This is a genomic window from Hoeflea sp. 108, from assembly GCF_000372965.1.
In the GTDB taxonomy this organism is placed as follows: domain Bacteria; phylum Pseudomonadota; class Alphaproteobacteria; order Rhizobiales; family Rhizobiaceae; genus Aminobacter.
The window spans coordinates 377,920-400,593 of record NZ_KB890024.1 but is presented as its reverse complement, the minus strand read 5'-3'; the positions used below and the strand labels follow the sequence as shown (position 1 = coordinate 400,593).

Below are 22,674 nucleotides of genomic sequence, written 5' to 3'. Positions count from 1 at the left end.
AGGGGGTTGGAAGACGTGAGACGCCAGCGATCCGCCAACACCCCTCATCCGACCTCGCTCCGCTCGGCCACCTTCTCCCATAAGGGAAGAAGGACAATTCAACTCATCCAGTTGCCGCCATCGACGTTGTAGGTCTGGGCGACGACGTACTCGCTCTCCGGCCCAGCGAGGAAAATCGCCATGCCGACAAGGTCCTGCGCCGTGCCCATGCGGCCGAAGGGGACGGCCTCGCCGACAAGGCGCTTTTTCTCGCCGCGCGGGCGGTTTTCGTATCGGGCGAACAGTTCATCGACATGGTCCCAATGTTCGCCGTCGACCACGCCGGGGGCGATGGCGTTGACGTTGATGCGATGCTTGATGAGGTCGAGCCCGGCCGACTGGGTCAGGCTGATGACGGCCGCCTTGGTGGCGCAATAGACGGCGACGAGCGCCTCGCCGCGCCGGCCGGCCTGGCTTGCCATGTTGATGATCTTGCCGCCCTTGCCGGCCGAGATCATCGACCTCGCCGCCGCCTGCAGCATGAACAGCGTGCCGGCGACATTGACTGAAAACAGCCTGTCGTAACTTGCCCTGCCGATTTCCACGATCGGCGCCAGATCGAACAGCGCCGCGTTGTTGACCAGGATGTCGATGCCGCCGCAGCGGGCTTCGACGGATTTGATCGCGGCCTCTATCGATGCCTGGTCGGTGACATCGAGCCTTACGGCATAAGCGGACGGGCCGATCTCGGCGGCAGTCCTTTCGGCGGCCTCCAGGTTGATGTCGGCGATGGCGACGGTTGCGCCTTCGCCGACATAGGCCTCGGCGAAAACCCGGCCGATGCCGCGCGCGGCGCCTGTTATCAGCGCCGATTTGCCCTGCAACCGTCCGTTCACATCGCTCTCCCTTCGGCGTCGAAGCGATGGACCTTGGCGGGGCTCGGCGTCAGGAAGACCGTCTCGCCGTGATGGACCGCGATCTCGCCGTCGGCGCGGACCGTCAGCGGACCGACATCATCGGCGTGCACATGCAGGAAGGTATCGGAGCCGAGATGCTCGGCAACGCCGACGGTTGCCTTCCATTCGCCTGCAGTCGTCGAAATGCCGAGATGCTCGGGCCGAACGCCGATCGTCGTCGCACCGTGTTTGGCAGCCGCTGCGCCGTTGATGAGGTTCATCTTGGGCGAGCCTATGAAACCCGCGACGAACAGGTTCCTCGGCGACTTGTAGAGTTCCATCGGCGAGCCGACCTGCTCGATGTTGCCGGCGTTGAGCACGACGATCTTGTCGGCCATGGTCATCGCTTCGACCTGGTCGTGGGTGACGTAGATCATGGTGGTCTTGAGCTGGTGGTGAAGCTCGCTGATCTCGAGCCGCATCGTGCCGCGCAAGGCAGCGTCGAGGTTCGACAGCGGCTCGTCGAACAGGAAGGCGGAGGGCTGGCGGACGATGGCGCGGCCGATGGCGACGCGCTGGCGCTGGCCACCCGAGAGCTGGCCCGGCCGGCGCTCGAGATAGTTGGTGAGATTGAGAACGCGCGCCGCATCCTTGACCTTCTTGTCGATGGCAGCAACGTCCTCGCCCGCCATCTTCAGCGGAAAGGCGATGTTCTTGTAGACGCTCATATGCGGGTAGAGCGCATAGGACTGGAACACCATCGCCAGCCGGCGCTTGGCCGGCGCCTCGTCGGTGACGTCGCGGCCGTCGATGCTGATCGTGCCGGCGGAGGTGTCCTCCAGCCCGGCGATCAGCCTGAGCAATGTCGACTTGCCGCAGCCCGAGGGGCCGACGAAGACGACGAACTCGCCGTCTTCGATCTCCAGATCGATGTTGGGGATGATGGTGGTTGCGCCGAAGGACTTCGACACTTTTTTGAGATTGATGTTTCCCATGGTTTCCTCCCGCGGGGTCTACTTCACGGCGCCAAAGGTCAGGCCGCGGACAAGCTGGCGCTGGGAGAACCAGCCCATGATCAGGATCGGTGCGATGGCCAAAGTCGATGCGGCCGACAGCTTGGCCCAGAACAGCCCTTGCGGACTGGAGAACGACGCGATGAAGGCGGTCAGCGGCGCGGCGTTGGTGGTGGTCAGGCGGATGGTCCAGAAGGCCTCGTTCCATGCCAGGATGATGTTTAGCAGCATGGTCGAAGCGATGCCCGGCACCGCCATCGGCGTCAGCACATAGACGATCTCGCCCCAGAGCGTGGCGCCGTCCATGCGCGCGGCTTCAAGGATCTCGCCGGGAATTTCGCGGAAGTAGGTGTAGAGCATCCACACCACGATCGGCAGGTTGATCAGCATCAGCATGACAGTCAGGCCGATGCGGGTATCGAGCAGATGCGTGTCGCGGAAGATCAGGTAGATCGGCACCAGCACGGCGACCGCAGGCATCATCTTGGTGGAGAGCATCCACATCAGGATGTCCTTGGTCCGCTTCGTCGGCGAGAACGCCATCGACCAGGCGGCGGGAATGGCGATCAGCAACGCCAGGATGGTCGAGCCGACGGCGATGATCACCGAATTCAGGAAGAACTTGAAATAGTTGCTCTGCGCCTGGACCTCGGCATAACTCTCCAGCGTGCCCGACGGGATCAGGCTGAAGCCGGCAATCGCTTCGCTCTCCGACTTGAAGCTGGTGATGATGGTGTAGAGGATCGGGAAGAAGATCAGCAAGGCAACCACCCAGGCGGCCACGGTGAAGCCGATCTTGCGTCTGGTCGAGACTGCGCGGGCCATCGGTTCCTCCTCACTTGTCCAGGTTCTTGCCGACGGCGCGCATCAGGAAGAAGGCGACGATGTTGGCAAGGATGACGGCGATGATGCCGCCGGCCGAGGCGCCGCCGACGTCGTAGCCGAGCAGTGCCGTGCGATAGATCAGGAACGGCAGGTTGGTGGAGGCATAGCCCGGGCCGCCATTGGTGGTGACCAGGATCTCGGCGTAGACGCCGAGCAGGAAGATGGTCTGGATCAGGATGACCACCGTGATGGCGCGCGAGATATGCGGAATGGTCAGGTAGATGAAGCGGCTGACGAAGCCCGCACCATCCATCTCGGCGGCTTCCTTCTGCTCGCCATCCAGCGACTGCAGCGCCGTCAACAGGATCAGCGTCGCAAAAGGCAGCCACTGCCAGGCAACGATGATGATGATCGACAGCAGCGGATATTGCGCAAACCAGTCGACGGGCTTGAGCCCAAAGGTCCTGTTGATGTCGGCGAGCACACCGTAGCCGGGGTGCATGATCATGTTCTTCCACACAAGCGCTGCCACCGGCGGCATGACGAAGAACGGTGAAATGACAAGGATGCGCACGATGCCCTGGCCGAACATCGGCTGGTCGAGCAGCAGTGCCAGCGCGATGCCGCCAATGACGGTGATCAGAAGCACCCCGCCGACGATCAGCAGCGTGTTCCAGATCGACTGGAAGAAGGCCGGGTCGGTGTAGAAATACTTGTAGTTGAACAGGCCGGCGAAGCTGACATTGCCTGGATTGAGCAGGTTGTAGTTCTGGAACGAGAACCACAAGGTCATTGCCAGTGGCACGATCATCCAGATGAACAGCAGGATGACGGAAGGCGCCATCATGAAGCGCGCCAGCGTGCGGGTCTGTCGGGTAGCCATGGCGATCACCTCTGCATCAGGGCGGATCGGAAAAGGTGGCCGCCCGACTGGGAAACGGGCGGCCGAGGCTGGGGGAGGTCCCTGCTTATTTGATGTAGCCGGCGCGGGTCATCTCGCGGACCGAGACCTGCTGGGCCTGGGCCAGAGCGTCATCGACCGAGGTCTGGCCGGCTAGTGCCGCCGAGAACAGCTGGCCAACCGTCGTGCCCAATCCCTGGAACTCGGGGATGGCCACGAACTGGACGCCGACATAGGGCACCGGCTTGACGGTGGGCTTGGTCGGGTCGGCCGAATTGATCGAGTCGAGCGTCATCTTGGCGAAGGGTGCCGCCTTCTCATATTCGGGATTGTTGTAGAGCGAGGTACGCGTTCCAGGAGGAACGTTGGCCCAGCCTTCCTTCGAGGCGACGAGGTCGAGATAACCCTTGCCGGTCGCCCAGGCGACGAACTTTTCAGCCGCCGCTGCCTTCTGCGTGCCGGCAGGAATGCCGAGCGACCAGGCCCACAGCCAGTTGCCGCGCTTGCCGAGGCCATTGTCGGGCGCCAGCGCATAGCCAACCTTGTCGGCGACGGTCGAGTTCTTCGGATCGGAGACGAAGGAGGCGGCGACGGTGGCGTCGATCCACATGCCGCACTTGCCCTGCTGGAACAGCGCCAGGTTCTCGTTGAAGCCGTTCGAGGACGCACCCTGCGGGCCGGCGTCGTTCATCAGCTTGACGTAGAAGTCCAGTGTGTTCTTCCATTCGGGCTGGTCGAACTGCGGCTGCCACTTCTCATCGAACCAGCGGGCTCCGAAGGAGTTGGACATGGCGGTCAGGAAGGCCATGTTCTCGCCCCAGCCAGCCTTGCCGCGCAGGCAGACGCCGTTGATGTCATTGGCGCGGTCGGTCATCTTGCGCGCCGCCTCGCCGATGAACTCCCAGGTCGGTGCCTCCGGCATCTTGAGGCCGGCCTTGTCCATCAGGTCCTTGCGGTACATGACGAAGGAACTCTCGCCGTAGAAGGGCGCGGCGTAGAGCTTGCCGTCGGCCGACAGGCCACCGGCGATGGCCGGGATGATGTCGGCTGCGTCATAGTCGGCACCAAGATTGTCGAGCGGGAGAAGCCACTGCTGCTTGGCCCAGATCGGAACCTCGTAGGTGCCGATGGTCATGACGTCGTACTGCCCGCCCTTGGTGGCAATGTCGGTGGTGACACGCTCGCGCAGCACGTTCTCTTCGAGCGTGACCCATTGCAGGTCAATCCCGGGATTCTTGGCTTTGAAGTCGTCCGTCAGCTTCTGCATGCGGATCATGTCGCCATTGTTGACCGTGGCGATGGTGATCGTTTCGGCGTGCGCGGCGAACGCAAGCGCGCTCGCACCACACAGGCCCAGAATGAGCGTGGTCAGTTTCATCGAATTCCTCCCATAAACCAAGGTGAGCATTTGCCTTAGTTGTGGGCAATTATTCATCTCGTATGATTTATGTCAAGCAAGATTCTGGATGCGCCCGATCCGCGGCCGCCCAATGCGGCATCGATTGCCCACGCTTTGGACAACTAGGGTCACCGAAGGACCCGCCCAGATGCTGCGCGCATGGTCGTCGAGACGGCAGGAAAACACCTGCCGTCTTCAGTCGACCGAATTGGAGATGTGGTTTCAGCCCGCCAGCAGGGCTGCCGCGGTGCGCTCGTCGGTGATCAGGCCATTGACGAGCCGGCGTGTTATGGCCGCCAGGATTCCGGGGAGTTTGCGCTCGCCCATGGCAAGCGCCACGACCAGCGAACGCTCGCGCGACGGCAATGGCGCAGAGGCGACACGTTCGTTGGTGATGCCGTCGATCAGCCTGCCATCGCGGTCGAAGGCCCAGCCGACGATCTCGCCGACGGCTCCCGCCCGCTGCAGCGCCTTGAGCTCGGTCTCGGTGATGAAGCCGTCGACGAGCAGCGGCGCCCTGGGACCGAGATCGCCGACGCCGACAAAGGTGACGTCGGCCTGCGCTGCCAGCGCCAAGGTGGGCTGGATAAGCGGCTGGCTGTGCAGCATTTTTCGCTCCTCAGGCGAAGACGCGATGGCCGGCAGCGGCATCGGGAAACTGCGCGCCTTGATGGTGTCGGCCATGGTGAAGATGACGTTGTAGAAGGCGGCCGAGCCGTCGGGCGAGATGTTGCCGGTCAGTGACACCACCTTGTGCTGCGGACACTCCATCGGCGGCAGCTGCTCGATCGCCGCCTTGAGCGTGCGGCCGGTGCCGATGGCCATGACAATCGGCTCCGGATTGCGCAACCATTTCTCAATCTCGACCGCCGCCGCCTGGGCGATGCCGATGGTCGACGAGGTGGAGTCGGGGTCGCTCGGCGTCACCTCGACAAGGTCGAGCGCGAAGCGCGATTTCAGCTTGGCCGCCAGGTCGAGGCAGGAAGCGATGGGGTGGTCGACGCGTACCTTGATCAACCCCTCGGACATGGCCAGCGAGACAAGGCGCTGGGCCGTCTGGCGGGAGATCCCGAGCTTGCTGGCAATCTGGTCCTGGGTGTTGCCGGCCACATAATAGAGCCAGCCGGCACGCGCCGCATCGTCGAGCCTGGGATTGCTGCTTTCGGGCCGGGCACTCATAACGGACGTCTCACCTGTAACTTGCAGCGCCAGTTTCGCAGTATTTTCAAAAATGCGCAATTGCTCAGAATTGAGCATATTTGCCCGACCTGCCGAATAGCAGGAAACCTGTTCGCCACCGGACTCGTATCTGAGTGAAGGGAGCCCGATTTTCTACCGCCATCTAACGACCTTGATGCGCGATGGCCCGAATCGGGTGTATTAATGGAATCAGTTCCGGCTGTTCCGCATAAGAAGCCAGCCCGACCCGCTTCACGCGCGATTGCAGCCGACAGTTGAAATGCCGCGTGCATAAATCAGCGTAAATTACCGACGAAGACAGCGGTCATTGCGGCCATGCTGATGGCCTCTTCAACCAGCTGTTCGATATGTCCGCAGCAAATATTCGATCACAAGATTCTGTGACGGAACTTTGCTTGTTCAGGGAAGTTGAGATGTAGGCAAAGAGCTGAAGTTGGCGATCACTCCCGACACCGGCTTCGGCATTGTGAGGGTGCCATGCAAACGCGCGAAACCGACGTCTTCAATCTTTTCTCGGAGATCTACGGCAGTCAGACCACCGAGGAGATGAGCCTCCAGCAATATCTGCTCGCCTGCCGCGAGCAGCCGTCGATGTATGCCACTGCGGCCGAACGGATGGTGGACGCCATCGGCGCCCCCACACTGATCGACACCAGCGCCGACGCAAGGCTCGGGCGCATCTTCGCCAACCGGACCATCAAGATTTATCCGGCCTTTCCCGAATTCTACGGCATGGAAGACACGATCGAACGCATCGTCGGCTACTTCCGCTACGCCGCCCAGGGGCTCGAGGAACGCAAGCAGATCCTCTATCTGCTCGGCCCGGTCGGCGGCGGCAAGTCGTCGCTCGCCGAGCGGCTGAAGAAGCTGATGGAGGAGCGGCCGATCTATACGCTGAAGGTCAACGGCCAGATCAGCCCGATCTTCGAATCCCCGCTCGGCCTGTTCCACCCCGAACGTATGGCGGACCTTCTTGAAGACAAGTATGGCATCGCCCGGCGCAGGCTGACCGGCCTGATCTCGCCCTGGGCCGCCAAGCGGCTCGAGGAAATCGGCGGCGACGTCTCCAAGTTCTCGGTCGTCAAGCTGATGCCATCGCGTCTGCGCCAGATCTGCATCGCCAAGACCGAACCCGGCGACGAGAACAACCAGGACGTTTCGGCGCTGGTCGGCAAGGTCGACATCCGCAAGCTCGAAAATTTCAGCCAGGCCGATCCCGACGCCTATTCCTACAGCGGCGGCCTCAACCGCACGACGCAGGGCCTGCTGGAATTCGTCGAGATGTTCAAGGCGCCGATCAAGGTGCTGCACCCGCTTCTGACCGCGACCCAGGAGGGCAACTACAACGGCACCGAAAGCTTCGGCGCCTTCCCCTACCAGGGCATCGTGCTGGCCCATTCGAACGAATCCGAATGGCTGCAGTTCAAGAGCAACAGGAACAACGAGGCGTTCCTCGACCGCATCCTGGTGGTCAAGGTGCCCTATTGCCTGCGCGTCACCGAAGAGCGGCTGATATATGAAAAGCTCTTGCGCGAGAGCGAGCTGGTCAACAACCCCTGCGCACCCGAAGTGCTCGACATCCTCAGCCGCTTCACCGTGTCGACGCGTCTCACAGAGCACGAGAATTCGCCGCTCTACACCAAGATGCGCGTCTATGACGGCGAGAACCTGAAGGACGTAGACCCCAAGGCCAAGTCGATGCAGGAGTATCGCGATGCGGCCGGCGTCGACGAAGGCATGACCGGCGTCAGCACGCGCTTTGCCTTCAAGGTGCTGTCCGAGACCTTCAATTACGACACCAAGGAGATCGCCGCCGACCCGGTGCACCTGATGTATGTGATGGAACAGGCGATCAAGCGCGAGCAATATCCGAGCGAGATCGAGCAGTCCTATCTCGACTTCATCAAGTCGGAGATCGCCACCCGCTACGCCGAGTTCATCGGCCACGAGATCCAGAAGGCCTATCTCGAAAGCTACAGCGAATACGGCCAGAACCTGTTCGACCGCTACATCGCCTATGCCGACGCCTGGATCGAGGACCAAGACTACAAGGACCCCGACACCGGCCAGATCCTCAACCGCGGCATCCTCGATTCCGAGCTGTCGCAGATCGAGAAGCCGGCGGGTATCGCCAACCCCAAGGACTTCCGCAACGAGGTGGTGAAGTTCACGCTGAGGGCGCGCGCCAAGAACAACGGCCGCAACCCGTCCTGGACCAGCTACGAGAAGCTGCGCGAGGTCATCGAGAAGCGCATGTTCGGCCAGGTCGAGGACCTGCTGCCCGTCATCAGCTTCGGCGCCAAGCGCGATACCACGACCGAAAAGCAGCATGCCGAATTCGTCCAGCGCATGACCGAACGCGGCTACACGCAGCGCCAGGTGCGTCGGCTGGTCGACTGGTACATGCGCGTCAACAAGGCTGGCTGACCGGCGAGAAGGCGGGGACACAATGCCCAATTTCATCGACCGGCGCCTGAACCCCAAGGACAAGAGCCTTGGCAACAGGCAGCGTTTCCTCAAGCGCGCCCGCGACGAGCTGAAGCGGGCGATCAACGAGCGCGTCAAATCGGGAAAGATCGACACAGCCGACACAGACCAGACGATCCGCATTCCGACCAAGGGTATCGGCGAACCGACCTTCCAGCGCGCCACCCACACCGGCACGCGCGAAGAGGTGCTGCCCGGCAACAAGGTGTTCGGCACCGGCGACCGCATCCCGCGCCCGGCGGCCGGCGGCGGCAAGGGCTCAGAACCGTCGGCCTCGGGCGAAGGCGAGGACGACTTCCAGTTCGCGCTGACCCGCGAGGAGGTGCTTGACCTGTTCTTCGAGGACCTCGAGCTGCCCGACCTGGTGAAGCTCAACCTCAAGGAGGTCGTGACCTTCCGGCCGCGCCGGGCCGGCTACACGATGAGCGGCAACCCGACCAGCATCAGCGTGGCGCGCACGATGTTCAACAGCTTCGGCCGGCGCATCGCGCTGCATCGGCCGAAGCAGGACGAACTCGACGCACTCGCCGAAGAGATCAAGCAGTTGGAAGAGGAGAAGCGGCCCATCCCGGCCACGTTGCAACGCCTCGCCGAATTGCGCGACAGGCACGCCACGCTGCTGCGCCGGCGCAAGCTCATTCCCTACATCGATCCCATCGACGTGCGCTTCAAGCGTTTCGAGCCGCAGCCGGTGCCCAATGCCAATGCTGTGATGTTCTGCCTGATGGACGTCTCCGGCTCGATGGGTGAACGCGAAAAGGACCTGGCCAAGCGCTTCTTCGTGCTCTTGCACCTGTTCCTCAAGCGGCGTTACCAGAAGACGGACATCGTCTTCATCCGCCACACCCACGAGGCCTCGGAGGTCGACGAGGACACGTTCTTCTACAGCACCCAGAGCGGCGGCACCGTCGTGTCGACGGCGCTGGAAGAGATGCTGCGCGTCATCCGCGAGCGCTATCCCAGCCATGAGTGGAACATCTACGCCGCCCAGGCGTCGGATGGCGACAACATCCCCAACGATTCCGACAAGTGCGTTTCGATGCTGAACGACACGCTGATGCGTCTCTGCCAGTATTACGCCTATGTCGAGATCATCGACGAGCGCGAGAGCGAGATGTTCCGCCACGCCGACAACGGCACGTCGCTGTGGAACGCCTATCGCTCAGTCAGCGAAGAGTGGCCCAATTTCGAGATGACCCGCATCGCCAAGCCCGCAGACATTTACCCCGTCTTCCACGAGCTGTTCGCCAAGCAGCCGCCTTCGGGCAAGCGCAGTTGAGGATGCAAGGTGGAGAAGCGTTCGAAAGCCCCGCAACTGCTGTTCACCAGTTCCGACTGGAATTTCAGCGACCTATCGCGCGCCTATGAGGCGATCCGGGAGATCGCCGTCGACGAGATGCATCTCGACTTCTACCCCAACCAGATCGAGGTGATTTCGTCGGAACAGATGCTCGACGCCTATTCGTCGATCGGCATGCCGCTGATGTACCAGCACTGGTCCTTCGGCAAGCATTTCGTCCACGAGTCGAACCTCTATCGCAGGGGCCGCATGGGCCTCGCCTACGAGCTGGTGATCAACTCCAATCCCTGCATCACCTATCTCATGGAAGAAAACACCATGGCGATGCAGACGCTGGTCATCGCGCATGCGTCCTTCGGCCATAACCACTTCTTCAAGAATAACTACCTGTTCCAGCAATGGACGGATGCAGGCGCCATCCTCGCCTATATGGAGTTCGCCAAAAGCTACGTTGCCCGCTGCGAGGAGCGCTACGGGCCGGCTGCGGTCGAGGCCGTGCTCGATGCCGCGCACGCACTGATGCCGCAGGCAGTGTTCCGCTATCGCCGCAGGCCTCGGCTCTCGGTCGAGCGCGAGCAGGCGCGCATCCGCGAGCGGCTGGAGCACGAGGAACGCACCTTCAGCGATCTGTGGCGTACCCTGCCCCAGGCGCATGAGACAAGCGCGCCGCGCGAGGTCGAGACCGACCTGTCCGAACGCCAGCAGGCAATCGAATATCCGGAAGAAAACCTGCTCTACTTCCTGGAGAAATACAGCCCGGTGCTGAAGCCATGGCAACGCGAGGTGCTGCGAATCGTGCGCGTCATCGCGCAATATTTCTATCCGCAGCGCCAGACCAAGGTGATGAACGAGGGCTGCGCAACCTTCACCCACTACACCATCATGAACAGCCTGTTCGACCGCGGGCTGATCAGCGAAGGCACCATGCTGGAAGTGTTGCAGAGCCATTCCAACGTGGTGTTCCAGCCAAGCTTCGACGACCCGCGCTATGGCGGGCTGAACCCCTACACGCTGGGCTTCAACATGATGCGCGACATCCAGCGCATCTGCATGGAGCCGACGGCGGAGGACAAGGACTGGTTCCCCGATTTCGCCGGCAATGGCGACTGGCGCGCGACGCTGATCGACGCCTGGGCCAGCCACCGCGACGAATCCTTTATCCGCCAGTTCATGAGCCCGGCGCTGATCCGCGAGATGCGGCTGTTTTCGCTGCGCGAAGAATCGTCCGACCCCTATTACGAGGTGACCGCAATCCATGACGAGCGCGGCTACGAGCGGGTGCGCTCGAAGCTGGCGGACAGCTACGATGTCGGTATGACCCAGCCCGACATCCAGGCTGTCGACGCCGACCTCAAGGGCGACCGCAAGCTGCGTCTCAAGCACACCGTCCACCAAGGCGGAACGCTGGTCGAGCAGAGCCGCGACGCGACCCTGCGCCACGTGCAGCGCCTGTGGGGGCACGAGGTGAGCCTCGTCGGCGTCGATGCGCAGACCGACAAGACGCTCTATGAGATTTCGAGCAAGGACCTCGCCGAGCAGCCCTGAACCCGATTAGGACAGTGCGGCCTTCATTGCCCTGACGGTGTCGATGTCGGTGTGCTTCGGGCGTGGCGAGACAAAACCGAGTTCCAGCGCCTTGCCGCCGGCAACATCTGACGCCACCGAGCAGGACGAGTGGATTTCGCGGAAGGGCAGCCGCGCCAGGATGGCGCCAAGGGTTTCGAGATTGACCCCCGATCCCGGCATGATGGCGATGCGGTCGCCGGCATGGGTGAAGCAGGCCGCGAGAGCGTCCAGCCCTTTCAGCGCTGTCGTTTCACCGCCGGAGGTGAGGATGCGTTCGAAGCCCAGTTCGATGGCGAGGTCGATGGCCCCGTCAAAGTCCGGGCCGGCGAGGTCGAAGGCGCGGTGCAGCGTCATGCCCAGCCCCTGGGCATGCGCCGCCAGCTTGGCGAGCACATCGCGGTCGAGGCTGCCGTCGGCGTGGTTAGCGCCGAGCACGACACCTTCGAGGCCAGCAGCGCGCACCGCATCGATATCCGCCAGGAGAGCGGCCATGTCGCCATCGTCGTAGACGAAATCGCCGGGTCGGGAGCGGATCATCGCGTACACCGGGATCGGCGCATTGGCCGCCAGCGCCATCAGGCCGGGCGACGGGGTCAACCCGCCGGTCTCGAGCGCGGCGCAGAGTTCGATGCGGTCGGCGCCGCCCGCGATCGCCGCAGCGAGGCCCTCCGGGCTGTCGACACAGACTTCGAGCAGGACGGTCTCAGACATTGTCGCCTCAGACATGGGCAATCTCCTGCAGGCCGAGCGCTGCTGCGCCGATCAGGCCGGGTTCGGTGCTCAGCGCTGCCTTGACCACCAGCGGATTGGCGGCGCGGCGCAGGGTGCGGCCACGCACCTCGCGGTCCAGCGCTTCGATCAGTTCGGGCACGTTGGACAGGCCGCCTCCAACAGGCACGATGGACGAGCCGATGATGTTGAGCGTCAGCGCCAGCGGCACGCTGACCAGTTCGAGATAGATGTCGATGGTGCGGCTCGTCTTCGCCTCGCCGGCGCGCCAGCGGTCGATGACCTCGGTGCTCGACAGCACCTCGCCACAGAGAAGCCTATGCAGCTTTTCCATGCCGCGGGCGCCGCCGATGGTGTCGACGCAGCCGGACTGGCCGCAGCCGCAGGCGAAATGCGGCACCTCGACGGGCGGCTGGCCAACGCTTGTCTGCAACGCCTTGCCATGCCCCCACTCGCCGGCATAACCGCCGGCACCCGCAACGATGCGGCCATCGATGACAAGCCCGCCGCCGACGCCAGTGCCGAGGATTACGCCGAAGACGTTGCGATGGCCCTTGCCGGCGCCACTGGTCGCCTCGGCGAGCGCAAAACAATCGGCGTCATTGGCGATCCACACCGGCAGGCCGATGGCCCTCGCCAGGTCGTCGGCGATCAGGCGGCCGTCGACGCAAGGGATGTTGGCGCATTTCAGGCTGCCTGAGGCGGGGTCGACGACGCCGGCGATGGAGATGGACACGCCCTTCGTGCGCGCTTCGCCTGTCCCGACGCGCTCGGCGATGACGGCGGCGAAGGCGTCGAAATCGTCGAGTGGCGTCGCCACCCGGTCGATGATCTCGATTTCGCCGGCCGATCGGGCGCGGGCGCTTTTTATCGTTGAACCGCCAATGTCGAAGCAGGTAATCATCAAATCAGTTCCCGAATGAATTCTGCGGCCGGGCGCCCCGGCCAGGACGCCGGATCCAAAGACCGACACTTAGCAAAGGCAGCAATGGACAGTTCGCGCAAACGACGGACATCGCCGACCATCGCCGATGTCGCCGAGCTTGCCGGCGTATCGCGCGCCATCGCCTCGCGGGCGCTGTCGAGCGAAAGCCGCCCGGTCTCGGCCGACAAGCGCGCGCGTGTGCTTGAAGCAGCAGAGAAGCTCGGCTTCAAGCCCAATCTCTTGGCGCGCAGCCTGACCACCAAGACCGTCAATCTGATCGCCGTCATCGTCAACCACATCCACGACTTCTCCGACCTGGATCTGTTCGACCTGCTGATCGGCGAAATCCAGTCGATCGGCAAGCAGGTCATCTTCCTGCGCGTCGGCTCTGTCGAGCGCATCGAGGAGTTCCTGCGCAACGGCGTCGCCTACCATGTCGATGCAGCACTGGTGTTCTCCGACTTCGCCGACGCCAAAAGCGTGCGCAAGATGTTCCGCAGCGACGACGTCCTGATGCTTAACGGCATGCATGACGGCTCCTCGCCCTCGGTCGTGCCCGACGAAGCCATCGGCATCGCGGAAGCTGTGGCCGACGCCGCCGGCAAGGGTGTCGGCACGGCGGCGCTCGTCACCGGCCGCGTATCCTCGCCGGTCGAGCAGAGCCGCATCGCCGCCTACAAGGCCGAGATGCATCGGCACGGCATCCGCCTCGTTGCCGAACTGCGCGGCGACTATTCTTATGCGAGCGGCCGCCAGATGGCCCAGTCGGGCGATTGGCCAGATGTCGATGCGGTGTTCTGCACCTCGGATGCCATGGCCATGGGCGTGATGGACGTTCACCGCGCAGCACTCTCGCACAACCGGCCCGGGCGCTTCAGGCTCTACGGCTTCGACAACCTGTCGCTGACCGACTTCGAGGCCTATCCGATCTCGTCCATCGGCTACGACAAGAATGCCTATGTCGCCGAGATCCTGCGTTTCCTGACCCGACCCGGCGAGTTCGCTAACGGCAAGGCCGACGTGACGGTGCCGACCTTCTTCGTGCCGCGCTCGACGTCCTGAAACCAGACGAGCCGAATGCAAAACGGGCAGGCCGGAATGTCCCGCCTGCCCGTTGTCTCAACTCCGTATTACCAGAGCGGGGTCAGTGCCGGCGGGTTGGCGGTCTCGCCCCACCACTTCTTGTAGTTGGTCTCATAGGCGCCGCTCTGGATGTAGTCCGACACGAACATGTCGATCCAGCGCACGAAACCATCGTCGCCCTTGGCGACCGCGATGCCGATCGGGTCGTTGGAGTGCAGGCCCGGCAGCGTCACCAGGTTTTCGTTCTTGGTGGCGAGATAGTCGAGCAGCGAGGAGTCCTCGATGGCCGCGTCGACGCGCTTCTGCTGGAGCAGCAGCACGCCCTCGGGCGAGAAGTTGTCGGTGTAGACGAGCTCGGCCTGGGGCGCCGCCTTCTTGATGAAGGTTTCGCCGGTCGAGCCGCGGCCGACGACGATCTTCTTGCCGGCGAGGCCCTCAAGCGAAGTGATGCCGGCGTCCTTCTGGACGATGATGCGCAAGCCGGCGCGGTTGTAGGGGATCGAGAAATCCACCGACTTGGCGCGCTCGAGCGTCGCGGAGGTGTTGGCGACCGCGATGTCGATCTGGCCCGACACCAGCATCGAGATGCGGGCGTCGCCCGACACGTCGACGAACTCGACCGGCACGCCGAGCTTTTCGGCGAGCATGGTGGCCACGTCGACGTCATAGCCGACGGGGTTGTTCTGGGCGTCGCGGAAGCCGATCGGCTCGCCGCCGAGCGACACGCCGATGCGGACGGTGCCGCGCTCGCGGATCTCATCGATCTTGCCGGCCTGGGCTGCGCCCGTGGCCGCCAGGCCGATGGCAAGCGCTGCGCCCGCCAGTTTTGCAATCAGGTTCTTCATTTTCCTCTCCCTTGAGTTTTAGGATGTAAACGGTTCGGCGAAGCGGTGTTCCGGTTCCGGCAGGGTTTCGTCCCAGTACCAGTAGCGGATCTGTTCTTCGCAATTCAGACTGACGACCTTGTGTTTGCCGTGAGCGTCGAGCGCGTGGATGACGACACCGGCGAGAAAGCCACTTTTCAGCTCAAGCAACTCCTCGACAGCCAAAGCAATCGCTTGTTCGAGCGAATGGCCAAGCCGCATGGCCAGCACGATGGTGCGCGCGGTGCCGCAGCGCATGGTCATCTCGCCGGTGTGGGTGCAGGCGGCAGCACCAAAGCGGCTGTCGGCATAGAAGCCGGCACCGGGAATAGGCGAGTCGCCGAGGCGGCCAGGATATTTCCACGCCCAGCCCGAGGTCGAGGTGACGACGTTGAGGCCGGCGGCACTGTCCTTGGACAGGAACACGGTGGTGTCGCGGACACGCTCCGGATCGGTGATGGTGCGGCTCAGCGGCGCCAGCGGAATGTCGGGGAATTTTGCCAGCTCTTCCGACGAAAGCTCCTTCTGCAGACGCTCCCACCAGACGCGCTTGCTGTCTTCGTAGAGCGTCTCGTCGATGCCAAAGCCGATCTCGGTGGCAAAGCGACGGGCACCGTCGCCTGTCAGCATGACATGCGGCAGGCGCTTCATCACTTCATGGGCGAGCGCCGACACCGGCAGCGTATCAGGCACGGCGCCAACGGCACCGACCTCGCGGCTTGTGCCGTCCATGACACCGGCGTCGAATTCCATGCGGCCGAGCATGTTCGGCCAGCCGCCGAAGCCGACGGAACGGACCTTCACTTCACGCTCGACTTCGCCGATGCCGGCCACCATGGCATCGAGGCCGTGGCGACCAGCCTTCAGAAGGTCGACGCTCTTGGAGAAGCCGGGCCAGGCCTCGGAATTGGCAAGCAGGATCATTTCGGTCTTTTCAGTCTTTGCGCATCTTGGAGAGGAACTGGGCTACGCGCGGCAGCGCCATGCCCTTGTCGGAAAAGAAGTCGGCAGTCGGCAGGTCGGCGATCATCTGACCCTTGTCGAGGAAGGCGATGCGCGTGGAGATGGAACGGGCGAACTCGATCTCGTGAGTGACGAACACCATGGTCGTGCCGCCCTTGGCGAGATTGGCCAGGATCGACAGCACCTCCGCCGTCATCTCGGGATCGAGCGCGCTGGTGACTTCGTCGAGCAGGAGATAGCTCGGCTTCATCGCGAGCGCCCGGCAGATGCCGACACGCTGGCGCTGGCCGCCCGACAGCTGCGCCGGATAGGCGTCGGCACGTTCGGACAGCCCGACCGAACGCAGCAATTCACGCGCTTCGGCCTCGGCCTGCTTGCGCGGCACCTTGAGCACCTCGACCGGGGCAAGCGCTACATTCTGCACCGCCGTCATGTGCGGATAGAGGTTGAACAGCTGGAACACGGTGCCCGAGCGCTTGCGCGCTTCAGACAGTTCGCGCGGCTTGGAGACGTCGAAACCGTCAACCGTGATCTTGCCGGCATCGATCTTTTCGAGACCGTTGATGCAGCGGATGAGCGTCGATTTGCCCGAGCCGGACGAGCCGAGCACCGAGACCACCTCGCCCTGGCGGATCTCGAGGTCGATGCCGTTGAGGACAGTGGCGGCGCCGAAGGATTTGCGCAGGCCGGTGATGCTGATCATTTACAGACCCTTCCAGGCGGTATGGGCGCGAAGCCGCTTCTCGAAGCGGGCGCCGGCATAAGCCACCAGCTTGGCGGTGAGATAATAGAGCGCACCGACGGCGGCCCAGACGGCGAAGGGCTTCAGCGTGCGCAAGTTGAGAATGTTGCCGACCTTGGTCAGGTCCATGACGCCGATGACCGAGATCAGCGAGGTGACCTGCAACTGGTTGACCAGCAGGCCCGTCAACGGGCCGATGGCGAAGGCCGCCGCCTGCGGCGCGATCACCCGGCGCAGGATCTGCCAACGGCTGAGACCAAACACGCGCGCGGCCTCGATCTGGTCGCGGCCGACCGATTCGATGGCCGAAACAGCGATGACGTAGATGAAGGCGGCACTGTTACCCGACAGCGTGATGACGGCGGCTTCCGTCGGCGTGACGTTGATCTTGAGGAACGCTGGCAGGCCGAAGAAAACCAAGAACAGCTGCACCAGAACAGGCGAGTTCTTGAGCAGCTCGGCGACGAAGGCCACAACCTGTGCCAGCACCGGCACACGATAGAACCGGATCACCGCCCACAGCGCGCCGATGACCAGACCGATCAGCGTGGTCGACACGAACAGCGCCAGCGAAACACCCAGCCCCTGGAGCAGCAGCACCAGATCGTAAGGCGTGAAGTCTCCGTAGCGCATCAGACCGCCCCTTCCGCCTGGTTGCGATTGAGGTAGCGGTGCAGCAGGCCGATCAGGATCGATACGAACCAGGTCAGCGCCGCATAGGCGACGAGCAGGACGAAATAGACCTCGAAGGGCCTGAAAGTATTGGACGCGACGATCTTGGCCGAGCCGGTCAGTTCATTGAGCGTGATGGTCGACAGGATCGACGAGGTCAGGATCAGGTTGATGAACACCGAGCCCAGCGGTCGAACCGAGGCGCGCAGGGCAATGGGCATGACGATCTTGCGAAAGATCGTGCTTTTCTTCAGCCCGCTGACCTGCGCAGCCTCGATGATGCCCGGGTCGATTGCCAGGATGCCCGAGCGAATGACGTCAGAGGTGAAGGCACCGCCTGCGATCGACATGGCGATGACGCCGGTCGTGAAGGCATCGATGTAGATACCGATCTCGGGCAGCCCGAAATAGAAGAAGAACAGCTGCACGATGAAAGGAATGTTGCGGAAAATATCGACATAGATAGCCGACAGCCGGTTGAGCAGCGGCGAGGCGGACGTGCGCGCCGCTGCGACCAGCAGCCCGAGCACCAGACTGCCGACGACGGCAAGCAGGCAGACCTGAAAGGTCAGCCACGCCCCTTCCAGCAGGAAAGGGATATGCTTGGCAAGGATCGACAGGTCGAACTTCAAGCGGCATGTTCCCGGAAAGTGAAACCGGTTTCACTCTGCAAAACAGATAGGGCGGAGTCAACGGGGAACGAGCGAGTTCCGGTTGTTTTTCCCATGCCGGCGCACAATGGCGCCGGACCATGCCCTCCGCAAAAATGAAACCGCCGCCGGGAGACCCGGCGGCGGTCGAGAATTCTTCAGTGGCTGACCCGAAGCGTCAGTTCGCCGGCAACAGGACAGGAAGCACTGCCGGGGCGGCTTCGACAACGGGCTCGACCACCGGCTCAGGCTCGGGCTCGACCGACGCGGTCTTGGTTGCCAGCGCTTCCTTGACCTGATCGATCTTGCCGTAGGCGTCGCCGACGCCGAGCACATCCTTGGCCCAGTCCATCACCTGGTCGTTGATGTATTCGTCGCCATATTCGGCAACGCGGTTCTTGTTGGCGGCCGCCATCAGGGCCTCCTTGAGATCCGCGTCTGTGGTGCCTACTGCCGCAGCATCCGCAGCAGCCTGGGCGTCGACAACCGCCTGTTCGTCCGTCGCCAGCTTGTCTGCAGCGGCAAGCGCATCAGACAACGCCTGCTTCTCGGCGTTGAAGGCGTCAAGTTGAGCTGGATCGACGGGTGGCTCCATGCCGTTCAGCTCATCCAGGCGCGCCTGGAGCGCGTCGGCAGTCGGATCGGCGACCGGCGCGCTGCCGTCGAACGGCTCGATGGCCGCCAGGGCGGCATCAAGGGCAGCCTGCGACAGCGCCGCCTTGTCGGCGGCAGCCTTCAGCGCGTCGCCCGCCAGGTCGGCGTTGGCCGACGCGAGCACATAGTCCCTGATGAGGGCCATGCGCGGCGACTGCGAGCTGAGATAGGCGTGGTAGTTGCGATTGAGCGAATTCAGGCCGGCCAGCCGGGCATTCAGGTTCTTTTCCTTGACCGGCTTGCCGCCAGGCGTATCAAGCGCCGCGACGTCGACGGACTTGGCCTTCTTGCTCGACTTGGCGCCCTTTTCAACCGCCGGCTTGGCTTTCCGGTTCTCGGGCTTGCCGCCGCTGAGCAGCGTGTCCAGCAGGTTGCCGGCCGATGCCGACTTGCCCCCGGACTTTTCCGCCCCTCCGCCCTTGCCTTTGCCATTGTCATCGCTTTTGCCACGGCCAGCGTTGCCGCCGCCCCGATCGGCGCCCTTGTCGCTCCCACCACCCTTGTCGTTGCCACCGCCCTTGTCTCCACCCTTGGCATGCGCCTTGGCGAAACTGACGATGGACGACGAATCGAGCGTGATTGGCAAGACGCTGATGGCGATTGCCGAGACTGCGCTGAAGAAGATCTTCCTGCTTATGAACACCGGGGTTTCTCCCTCTCCAAACGGTGTGCGAATCAAGCCCCGCCTCAGATTAGAGGCTTGGGATATGAGCGCCAGCAACCAACTGTTGCAGGCGGAGACACAAGGTGCGCCGACATTGCCGGGCTCACCTAACCAAAGAGATGATGCGGCCGGCATACATCTTCTTTCCGCCAAGCTCGGCATCGCAGTTGGACTTCACCGATGAGTTGCCGGTCATCTCGATGGTGTTGCCGACGATGCGAATGCACAGACCATCTCCCGTCATGTCGGAATTGCCGGCGTAAAAAACGTGGGCGGCCGGCGCGTAGATGAAACCGGCGACGTTCGATCCCGAACCGCCATTGATCTGAACATCGTTGGTGTTGGTCTTAACCTGGTAGATGGTGATGCCTGCATAGGGGCCGGTGGACGGCGGCGACAGATTGATCACCTCGTTGGCATTGGAGACAAATTGCGCATCCTCCATCAGGAAGATGGTGACACCAGCTCCGGTCAGCCTGCCATTGCCACCAAGCTTGATCTGTCCACCCCGCAGGATGTAGTTGCCCGGCTCGAGCGTGACATCGCCCGAGATCGTCTTGTTGCAGAAGGTGCCGGGCGACAGCGTCTTGGTCTTGCCGCCAGGAACGTTCTGGCAGGCGGTATAGGGCGGCGGCACGACATTCGCCAACGGGTCGAGCGACGCCAGCTGGCGCTCATGCGGGAGCCCGCAGGCCAGCTTGGTACTGGACGTGCCAAGACCCATCGTTGTGCCGACCGTTACCACACATTCCGCCTGCACAAGTGCCGATCCTCCGCGCGAGACGGAATCGGCGGCATCGGAATTCGAGGCGATGATGCAGCCATCGAGCGTGACCCGGGTGGACCCTTGCAGCTTGACCGAGGCCGAGGCGTGAGGATCAAGCGCAAGCACGCAGGCCGGCTGACCAGGCGCCACCTGCACGACTGACCGGCGATGTGCGGTCCAGTCTATCGAGCCACCGAACATTCCCAGCTGGTGAATGCTGGACTTGACCTCGATGAAGTTCTTGTCGCCGGACGAAGACGCCGACGCTTCGAAATCACTGACCTGCTCGTTGTAAATCAGGTCGTCCGCGTTCTCACGGATGCGGACCAGGTTGGCCTCGAAGAAGCTTCGACCAAGCTCTGTCAGCTCGGTCTTGGTCATACCCGAATAGTACTTCGTGCCAATGGCCAATCCGGCGGTGTCGAGTGAGTTCTGAAGCTTGTCAGCCTTATTGTTGATGCTGACGAAGTCGACCGCTCCGGCGACCGCCGCCATGATCGGCACCATGGCGATCGCCGTCATGACGCCGAAATTTCCATTCTCGGCCCGCAGGAACTTCCACATGGCCTGACCCCCGCCAGTTGCTGCGGCACATTAGGACATGCTGAGATTTCAGGAAGTCTTGCACGAACCGTTAAAATGCAAGCGGTCTCGCGATTAGGCAGCGCAGGGTTGCGCGAACCTCAGGAGTCGTAGCTTGGGCGGCCTTCAGGCTGGTCCGACAACTCGGCAAACTCGATGCGGTTGCGGCCACGTGCCTTGGCTTCGCTGAGGCGATCGTCGGCATGACGGAACAGATCGTCAAACTCGACCTGGTCTTCGAACAGCACCGCGCCGACGCTGACCGACAGTGGCAGTTGCCGGGCGCCCGGTTCGAGAATGGTGTCGGAGACGGTACCACGGATACGCTCGGCGACACGCTCGGCATTCTCGCGGCTGGTGCCGGGCAGGAAGATACCGAACTCCTCGCCGCCGATGCGACCGACCAGGTCGCCGGCGCGGACCGACGACTTGATGGTTCCGGCGACGCTCTTGAGCACCTCATCACCCCAAGCATGGCCGAACTTGGCGTTGATGGCGCGGAAATCATCGATCTCGACGACCAGCAACGCACCCTGCCGGCGGCCGCCGGACGCGGAGTTGCCGCGGAAGGCATCGATCAGATTGGCGAAAACGCCGCTGTTGAGGCAGGAGGTGAGCGCGTCGGTCGAAGACAGCCTGCTGACTTCCGAGCGGAGCGAGGCAAACTTGCGCCGTTCATTGGCGACCAGGGCCAGCAAGGGTGCAGCCACCAACGAGGCACCGGCACCGGCGCCGATCACACCGCGCCAGAAGGTCCCGTCGGGCTGACCACTGAACAGCACCGCCGCCGCTCCCGCAGCCACCACCGCGCAAGCGGCAGTGCCGAGAAGCGAATAGCGAACGATCGGCGCCCAATCCCGACCCGAATGCCCCGCACCATTATTGTCCACGCCAGATCCCTCCGTACTCGTCACGAATCGATCTACAGGCGGAGAATGAAACATTCCCTCTGTGAATACGAACAATTTGAGGGATGTGTTCGAAAGGCGCTCATTTTCCCTATTCAGCTGCCATAAAACCTCGGTGCGACCCGGGTTCGGACGCTCAACCCGGCGGCCCGAAAATGCCCATCCGGGCACTGCGCGCGACGCTCTCTGCCTTCTCATATGCACCGCCCGGCCGCGCCAGCGCCCAGCCATTGGCAACCAGCCATGCGCCCACATCCTGCTTGCCCAGTCGGCACGGTACCGCGGCGGCAACACGGTCGGCAGCCGGTTTCACGGCGCACACGAGCGCGCGACCGCGCAGCCAATATCTGAATGCAAGCATGGCGCGCCCGCCGCATGACCAGGTAACGCCTTCATAGTCGCAGGTCTTGCCGAGCGGGACCGCCTCCACATCGGCAATCGAGATGACGTACCCCATTGTCTCGAACGAAGCCGAAGACGTCACCACAGGTCGGTAGAGAAGCGTGCCTTGCCAATCGCCTGAAGGCGTTCGTCTCGGCTGGGCGGCAACACCGAGATCGCCGAGCGGCGGCCGCGCCGCGACACGCTGCAAAGGGTGGCCTGCGCTGGCTGGCGGGGCGACGACATCGGCGGCGACGGTCCGAGCTGCAAGGGAGGCTACTTCTGCGCCTCCGAGTGGAGCCAGAGCGGCCTCCGACTGCCCGCCCTGCGGTTGCCGTTGGTCGCCAAAGACTGGCTGCGGCGGCAGGCGGGTCCGGTCGCTGGGCATGAGCAAGACGGCAACACCCGCCATCGCCGCTATCGCCGCACAATAGATCATGGCCGTACGCGAAACGATCATGCGCGCCACTCGGACGACGGCCTGCGGTCAAATTCGCGGCCTGCTGCCATGCCTTTGTTCCCTCCG

Annotated in this window: 21 protein-coding genes; 4 read left to right on the top strand and 17 right to left on the bottom strand. The window is 63.1% G+C overall.

Translation table 11 applies throughout. The features are described 5' to 3' along the window. Window positions 1-98: 98 nt before the first annotated feature. The 6 genes from B015_RS0101990 to B015_RS0101965 form a co-directional block, all read right to left on the bottom strand. On the bottom strand, window positions 99-875 hold the full coding sequence (locus tag B015_RS0101990; RefSeq protein WP_026226790.1) for an L-iditol 2-dehydrogenase: 777 nt from the start codon (window positions 873-875) through the stop codon (window positions 99-101). Then, window positions 872-1,870 (bottom strand): ABC transporter ATP-binding protein, encoded by a 999-nt coding sequence (locus B015_RS0101985; protein ID WP_018425976.1) that lies wholly within the window; start codon window positions 1,868-1,870, stop codon window positions 872-874. Before B015_RS0101985 ends, B015_RS0101990 begins: the two co-directional genes overlap by 4 nt. Window positions 1,871-1,888: 18 nt before the next feature. Next, entirely contained in the window at window positions 1,889-2,713 is an 825-nt protein-coding gene (locus B015_RS0101980; protein WP_018425975.1) for a carbohydrate ABC transporter permease, read from the bottom strand. 10 nt (window positions 2,714-2,723) lie between these two features. Next, window positions 2,724-3,596, bottom strand: a complete 873-nt coding sequence (locus B015_RS0101975) for a sugar ABC transporter permease (RefSeq protein ID WP_018425974.1) — start codon at window positions 3,594-3,596, stop codon at window positions 2,724-2,726. 85 nt (window positions 3,597-3,681) lie between these two features. Continuing rightward, on the bottom strand, window positions 3,682-4,992 hold the full coding sequence (locus B015_RS0101970; RefSeq protein ID WP_018425973.1) for a sugar ABC transporter substrate-binding protein: 1,311 nt from the start codon (window positions 4,990-4,992) through the stop codon (window positions 3,682-3,684). Between the two features lie 243 nt (window positions 4,993-5,235). Continuing rightward, window positions 5,236-6,192: a sugar-binding transcriptional regulator gene (locus tag B015_RS0101965; protein WP_018425972.1), complete on the bottom strand. Its 957-nt coding sequence runs from the start codon at window positions 6,190-6,192 to the stop codon at window positions 5,236-5,238. Between the two features lie 498 nt (window positions 6,193-6,690). On the opposite strand from B015_RS0101965, the gene B015_RS0101960 reads away from it, so the two are divergent. From B015_RS0101960 to B015_RS0101950, 3 genes are read left to right on the top strand one after another with little or no spacing between them, the layout of a single operon-like run. Next, a complete protein-coding gene (locus B015_RS0101960; protein WP_018425971.1) occupies window positions 6,691-8,640 on the top strand; it encodes a PrkA family serine protein kinase in 1,950 nt (649 codons plus the stop codon). A 22-nt stretch (window positions 8,641-8,662) separates the two neighbouring features. Beyond that, window positions 8,663-9,979 (top strand): YeaH/YhbH family protein, encoded by a 1,317-nt coding sequence (locus tag B015_RS0101955; RefSeq protein ID WP_018425970.1) that lies wholly within the window; start codon window positions 8,663-8,665, stop codon window positions 9,977-9,979. Window positions 9,980-9,988: 9 nt separating this feature from the next. Further along, the gene (locus B015_RS0101950; protein WP_018425969.1) at window positions 9,989-11,545 is read left to right on the top strand and encodes a SpoVR family protein; all 1,557 of its coding nucleotides are present in this window, start codon (window positions 9,989-9,991) and stop codon (window positions 11,543-11,545) included. Window positions 11,546-11,551: 6 nt separating this feature from the next. On the opposite strand, the gene B015_RS0101945 is transcribed toward B015_RS0101950, so the two are convergent. Beyond that, window positions 11,552-12,292, bottom strand: coding sequence for a copper homeostasis protein CutC (locus B015_RS0101945; RefSeq protein WP_245262107.1), 741 nt, complete (start codon window positions 12,290-12,292; stop codon window positions 11,552-11,554). Continuing rightward, window positions 12,285-13,199 carry an ROK family protein gene (locus B015_RS0101940; protein WP_018425967.1) on the bottom strand — a complete coding sequence of 305 codons (915 nt, stop codon included), beginning with the start codon at window positions 13,197-13,199 and terminating at the stop codon, window positions 12,285-12,287. The genes B015_RS0101945 and B015_RS0101940 overlap by 8 nt, the downstream gene beginning before the upstream one ends. Window positions 13,200-13,283: 84 nt before the next feature. Between B015_RS0101940 and B015_RS0101935 the strand changes: the two genes are divergently transcribed. Next, window positions 13,284-14,282: a LacI family DNA-binding transcriptional regulator gene (locus B015_RS0101935; protein ID WP_018425966.1), complete on the top strand. Its 999-nt coding sequence runs from the start codon at window positions 13,284-13,286 to the stop codon at window positions 14,280-14,282. A gap of 68 nt (window positions 14,283-14,350) precedes the next feature. On the opposite strand, the gene B015_RS0101930 is transcribed toward B015_RS0101935, so the two are convergent. The 9 genes from B015_RS0101930 to B015_RS0101890 all read right to left on the bottom strand — a co-directional run bounded on the left by B015_RS0101930 (window position 14,351) and on the right by B015_RS0101890 (window position 22,608). Next, window positions 14,351-15,148: a transporter substrate-binding domain-containing protein gene (locus tag B015_RS0101930; RefSeq protein WP_018425965.1), complete on the bottom strand. Its 798-nt coding sequence runs from the start codon at window positions 15,146-15,148 to the stop codon at window positions 14,351-14,353. 18 nt (window positions 15,149-15,166) lie between these two features. Beyond that, a complete protein-coding gene (locus tag B015_RS0101925; protein WP_018425964.1) occupies window positions 15,167-16,090 on the bottom strand; it encodes an isoaspartyl peptidase/L-asparaginase in 924 nt (307 codons plus the stop codon). 10 nt (window positions 16,091-16,100) lie between these two features. After that, complete coding sequence (locus tag B015_RS0101920; RefSeq protein ID WP_018425963.1) at window positions 16,101-16,832, bottom strand: amino acid ABC transporter ATP-binding protein; 732 nt, start codon at window positions 16,830-16,832, stop codon at window positions 16,101-16,103. Next, window positions 16,833-17,504 (bottom strand): amino acid ABC transporter permease, encoded by a 672-nt coding sequence (locus tag B015_RS0101915; protein ID WP_018425962.1) that lies wholly within the window; start codon window positions 17,502-17,504, stop codon window positions 16,833-16,835. Further along, on the bottom strand, window positions 17,504-18,175 hold the full coding sequence (locus B015_RS0101910; RefSeq protein ID WP_018425961.1) for an amino acid ABC transporter permease: 672 nt from the start codon (window positions 18,173-18,175) through the stop codon (window positions 17,504-17,506). Before B015_RS0101910 ends, B015_RS0101915 begins: the two co-directional genes overlap by 1 nt. Before the next feature lie 196 nt (window positions 18,176-18,371). Beyond that, window positions 18,372-19,490 (bottom strand): hypothetical protein, encoded by a 1,119-nt coding sequence (locus B015_RS0101905; protein WP_018425960.1) that lies wholly within the window; start codon window positions 19,488-19,490, stop codon window positions 18,372-18,374. 124 nt (window positions 19,491-19,614) lie between these two features. Beyond that, entirely contained in the window at window positions 19,615-20,841 is a 1,227-nt protein-coding gene (locus B015_RS0101900; RefSeq protein WP_018425959.1) for a TadE/TadG family type IV pilus assembly protein, read from the bottom strand. A 119-nt stretch (window positions 20,842-20,960) separates the two neighbouring features. After that, a complete protein-coding gene (locus B015_RS32415) occupies window positions 20,961-21,749 on the bottom strand; it encodes a GGDEF domain-containing protein (RefSeq protein ID WP_157632671.1) in 789 nt (262 codons plus the stop codon). A gap of 154 nt (window positions 21,750-21,903) precedes the next feature. Beyond that, window positions 21,904-22,608 carry a thermonuclease family protein gene (locus B015_RS0101890; protein WP_018425957.1) on the bottom strand — a complete coding sequence of 235 codons (705 nt, stop codon included), beginning with the start codon at window positions 22,606-22,608 and terminating at the stop codon, window positions 21,904-21,906. Window positions 22,609-22,674: the final 66 nt, after the last annotated feature.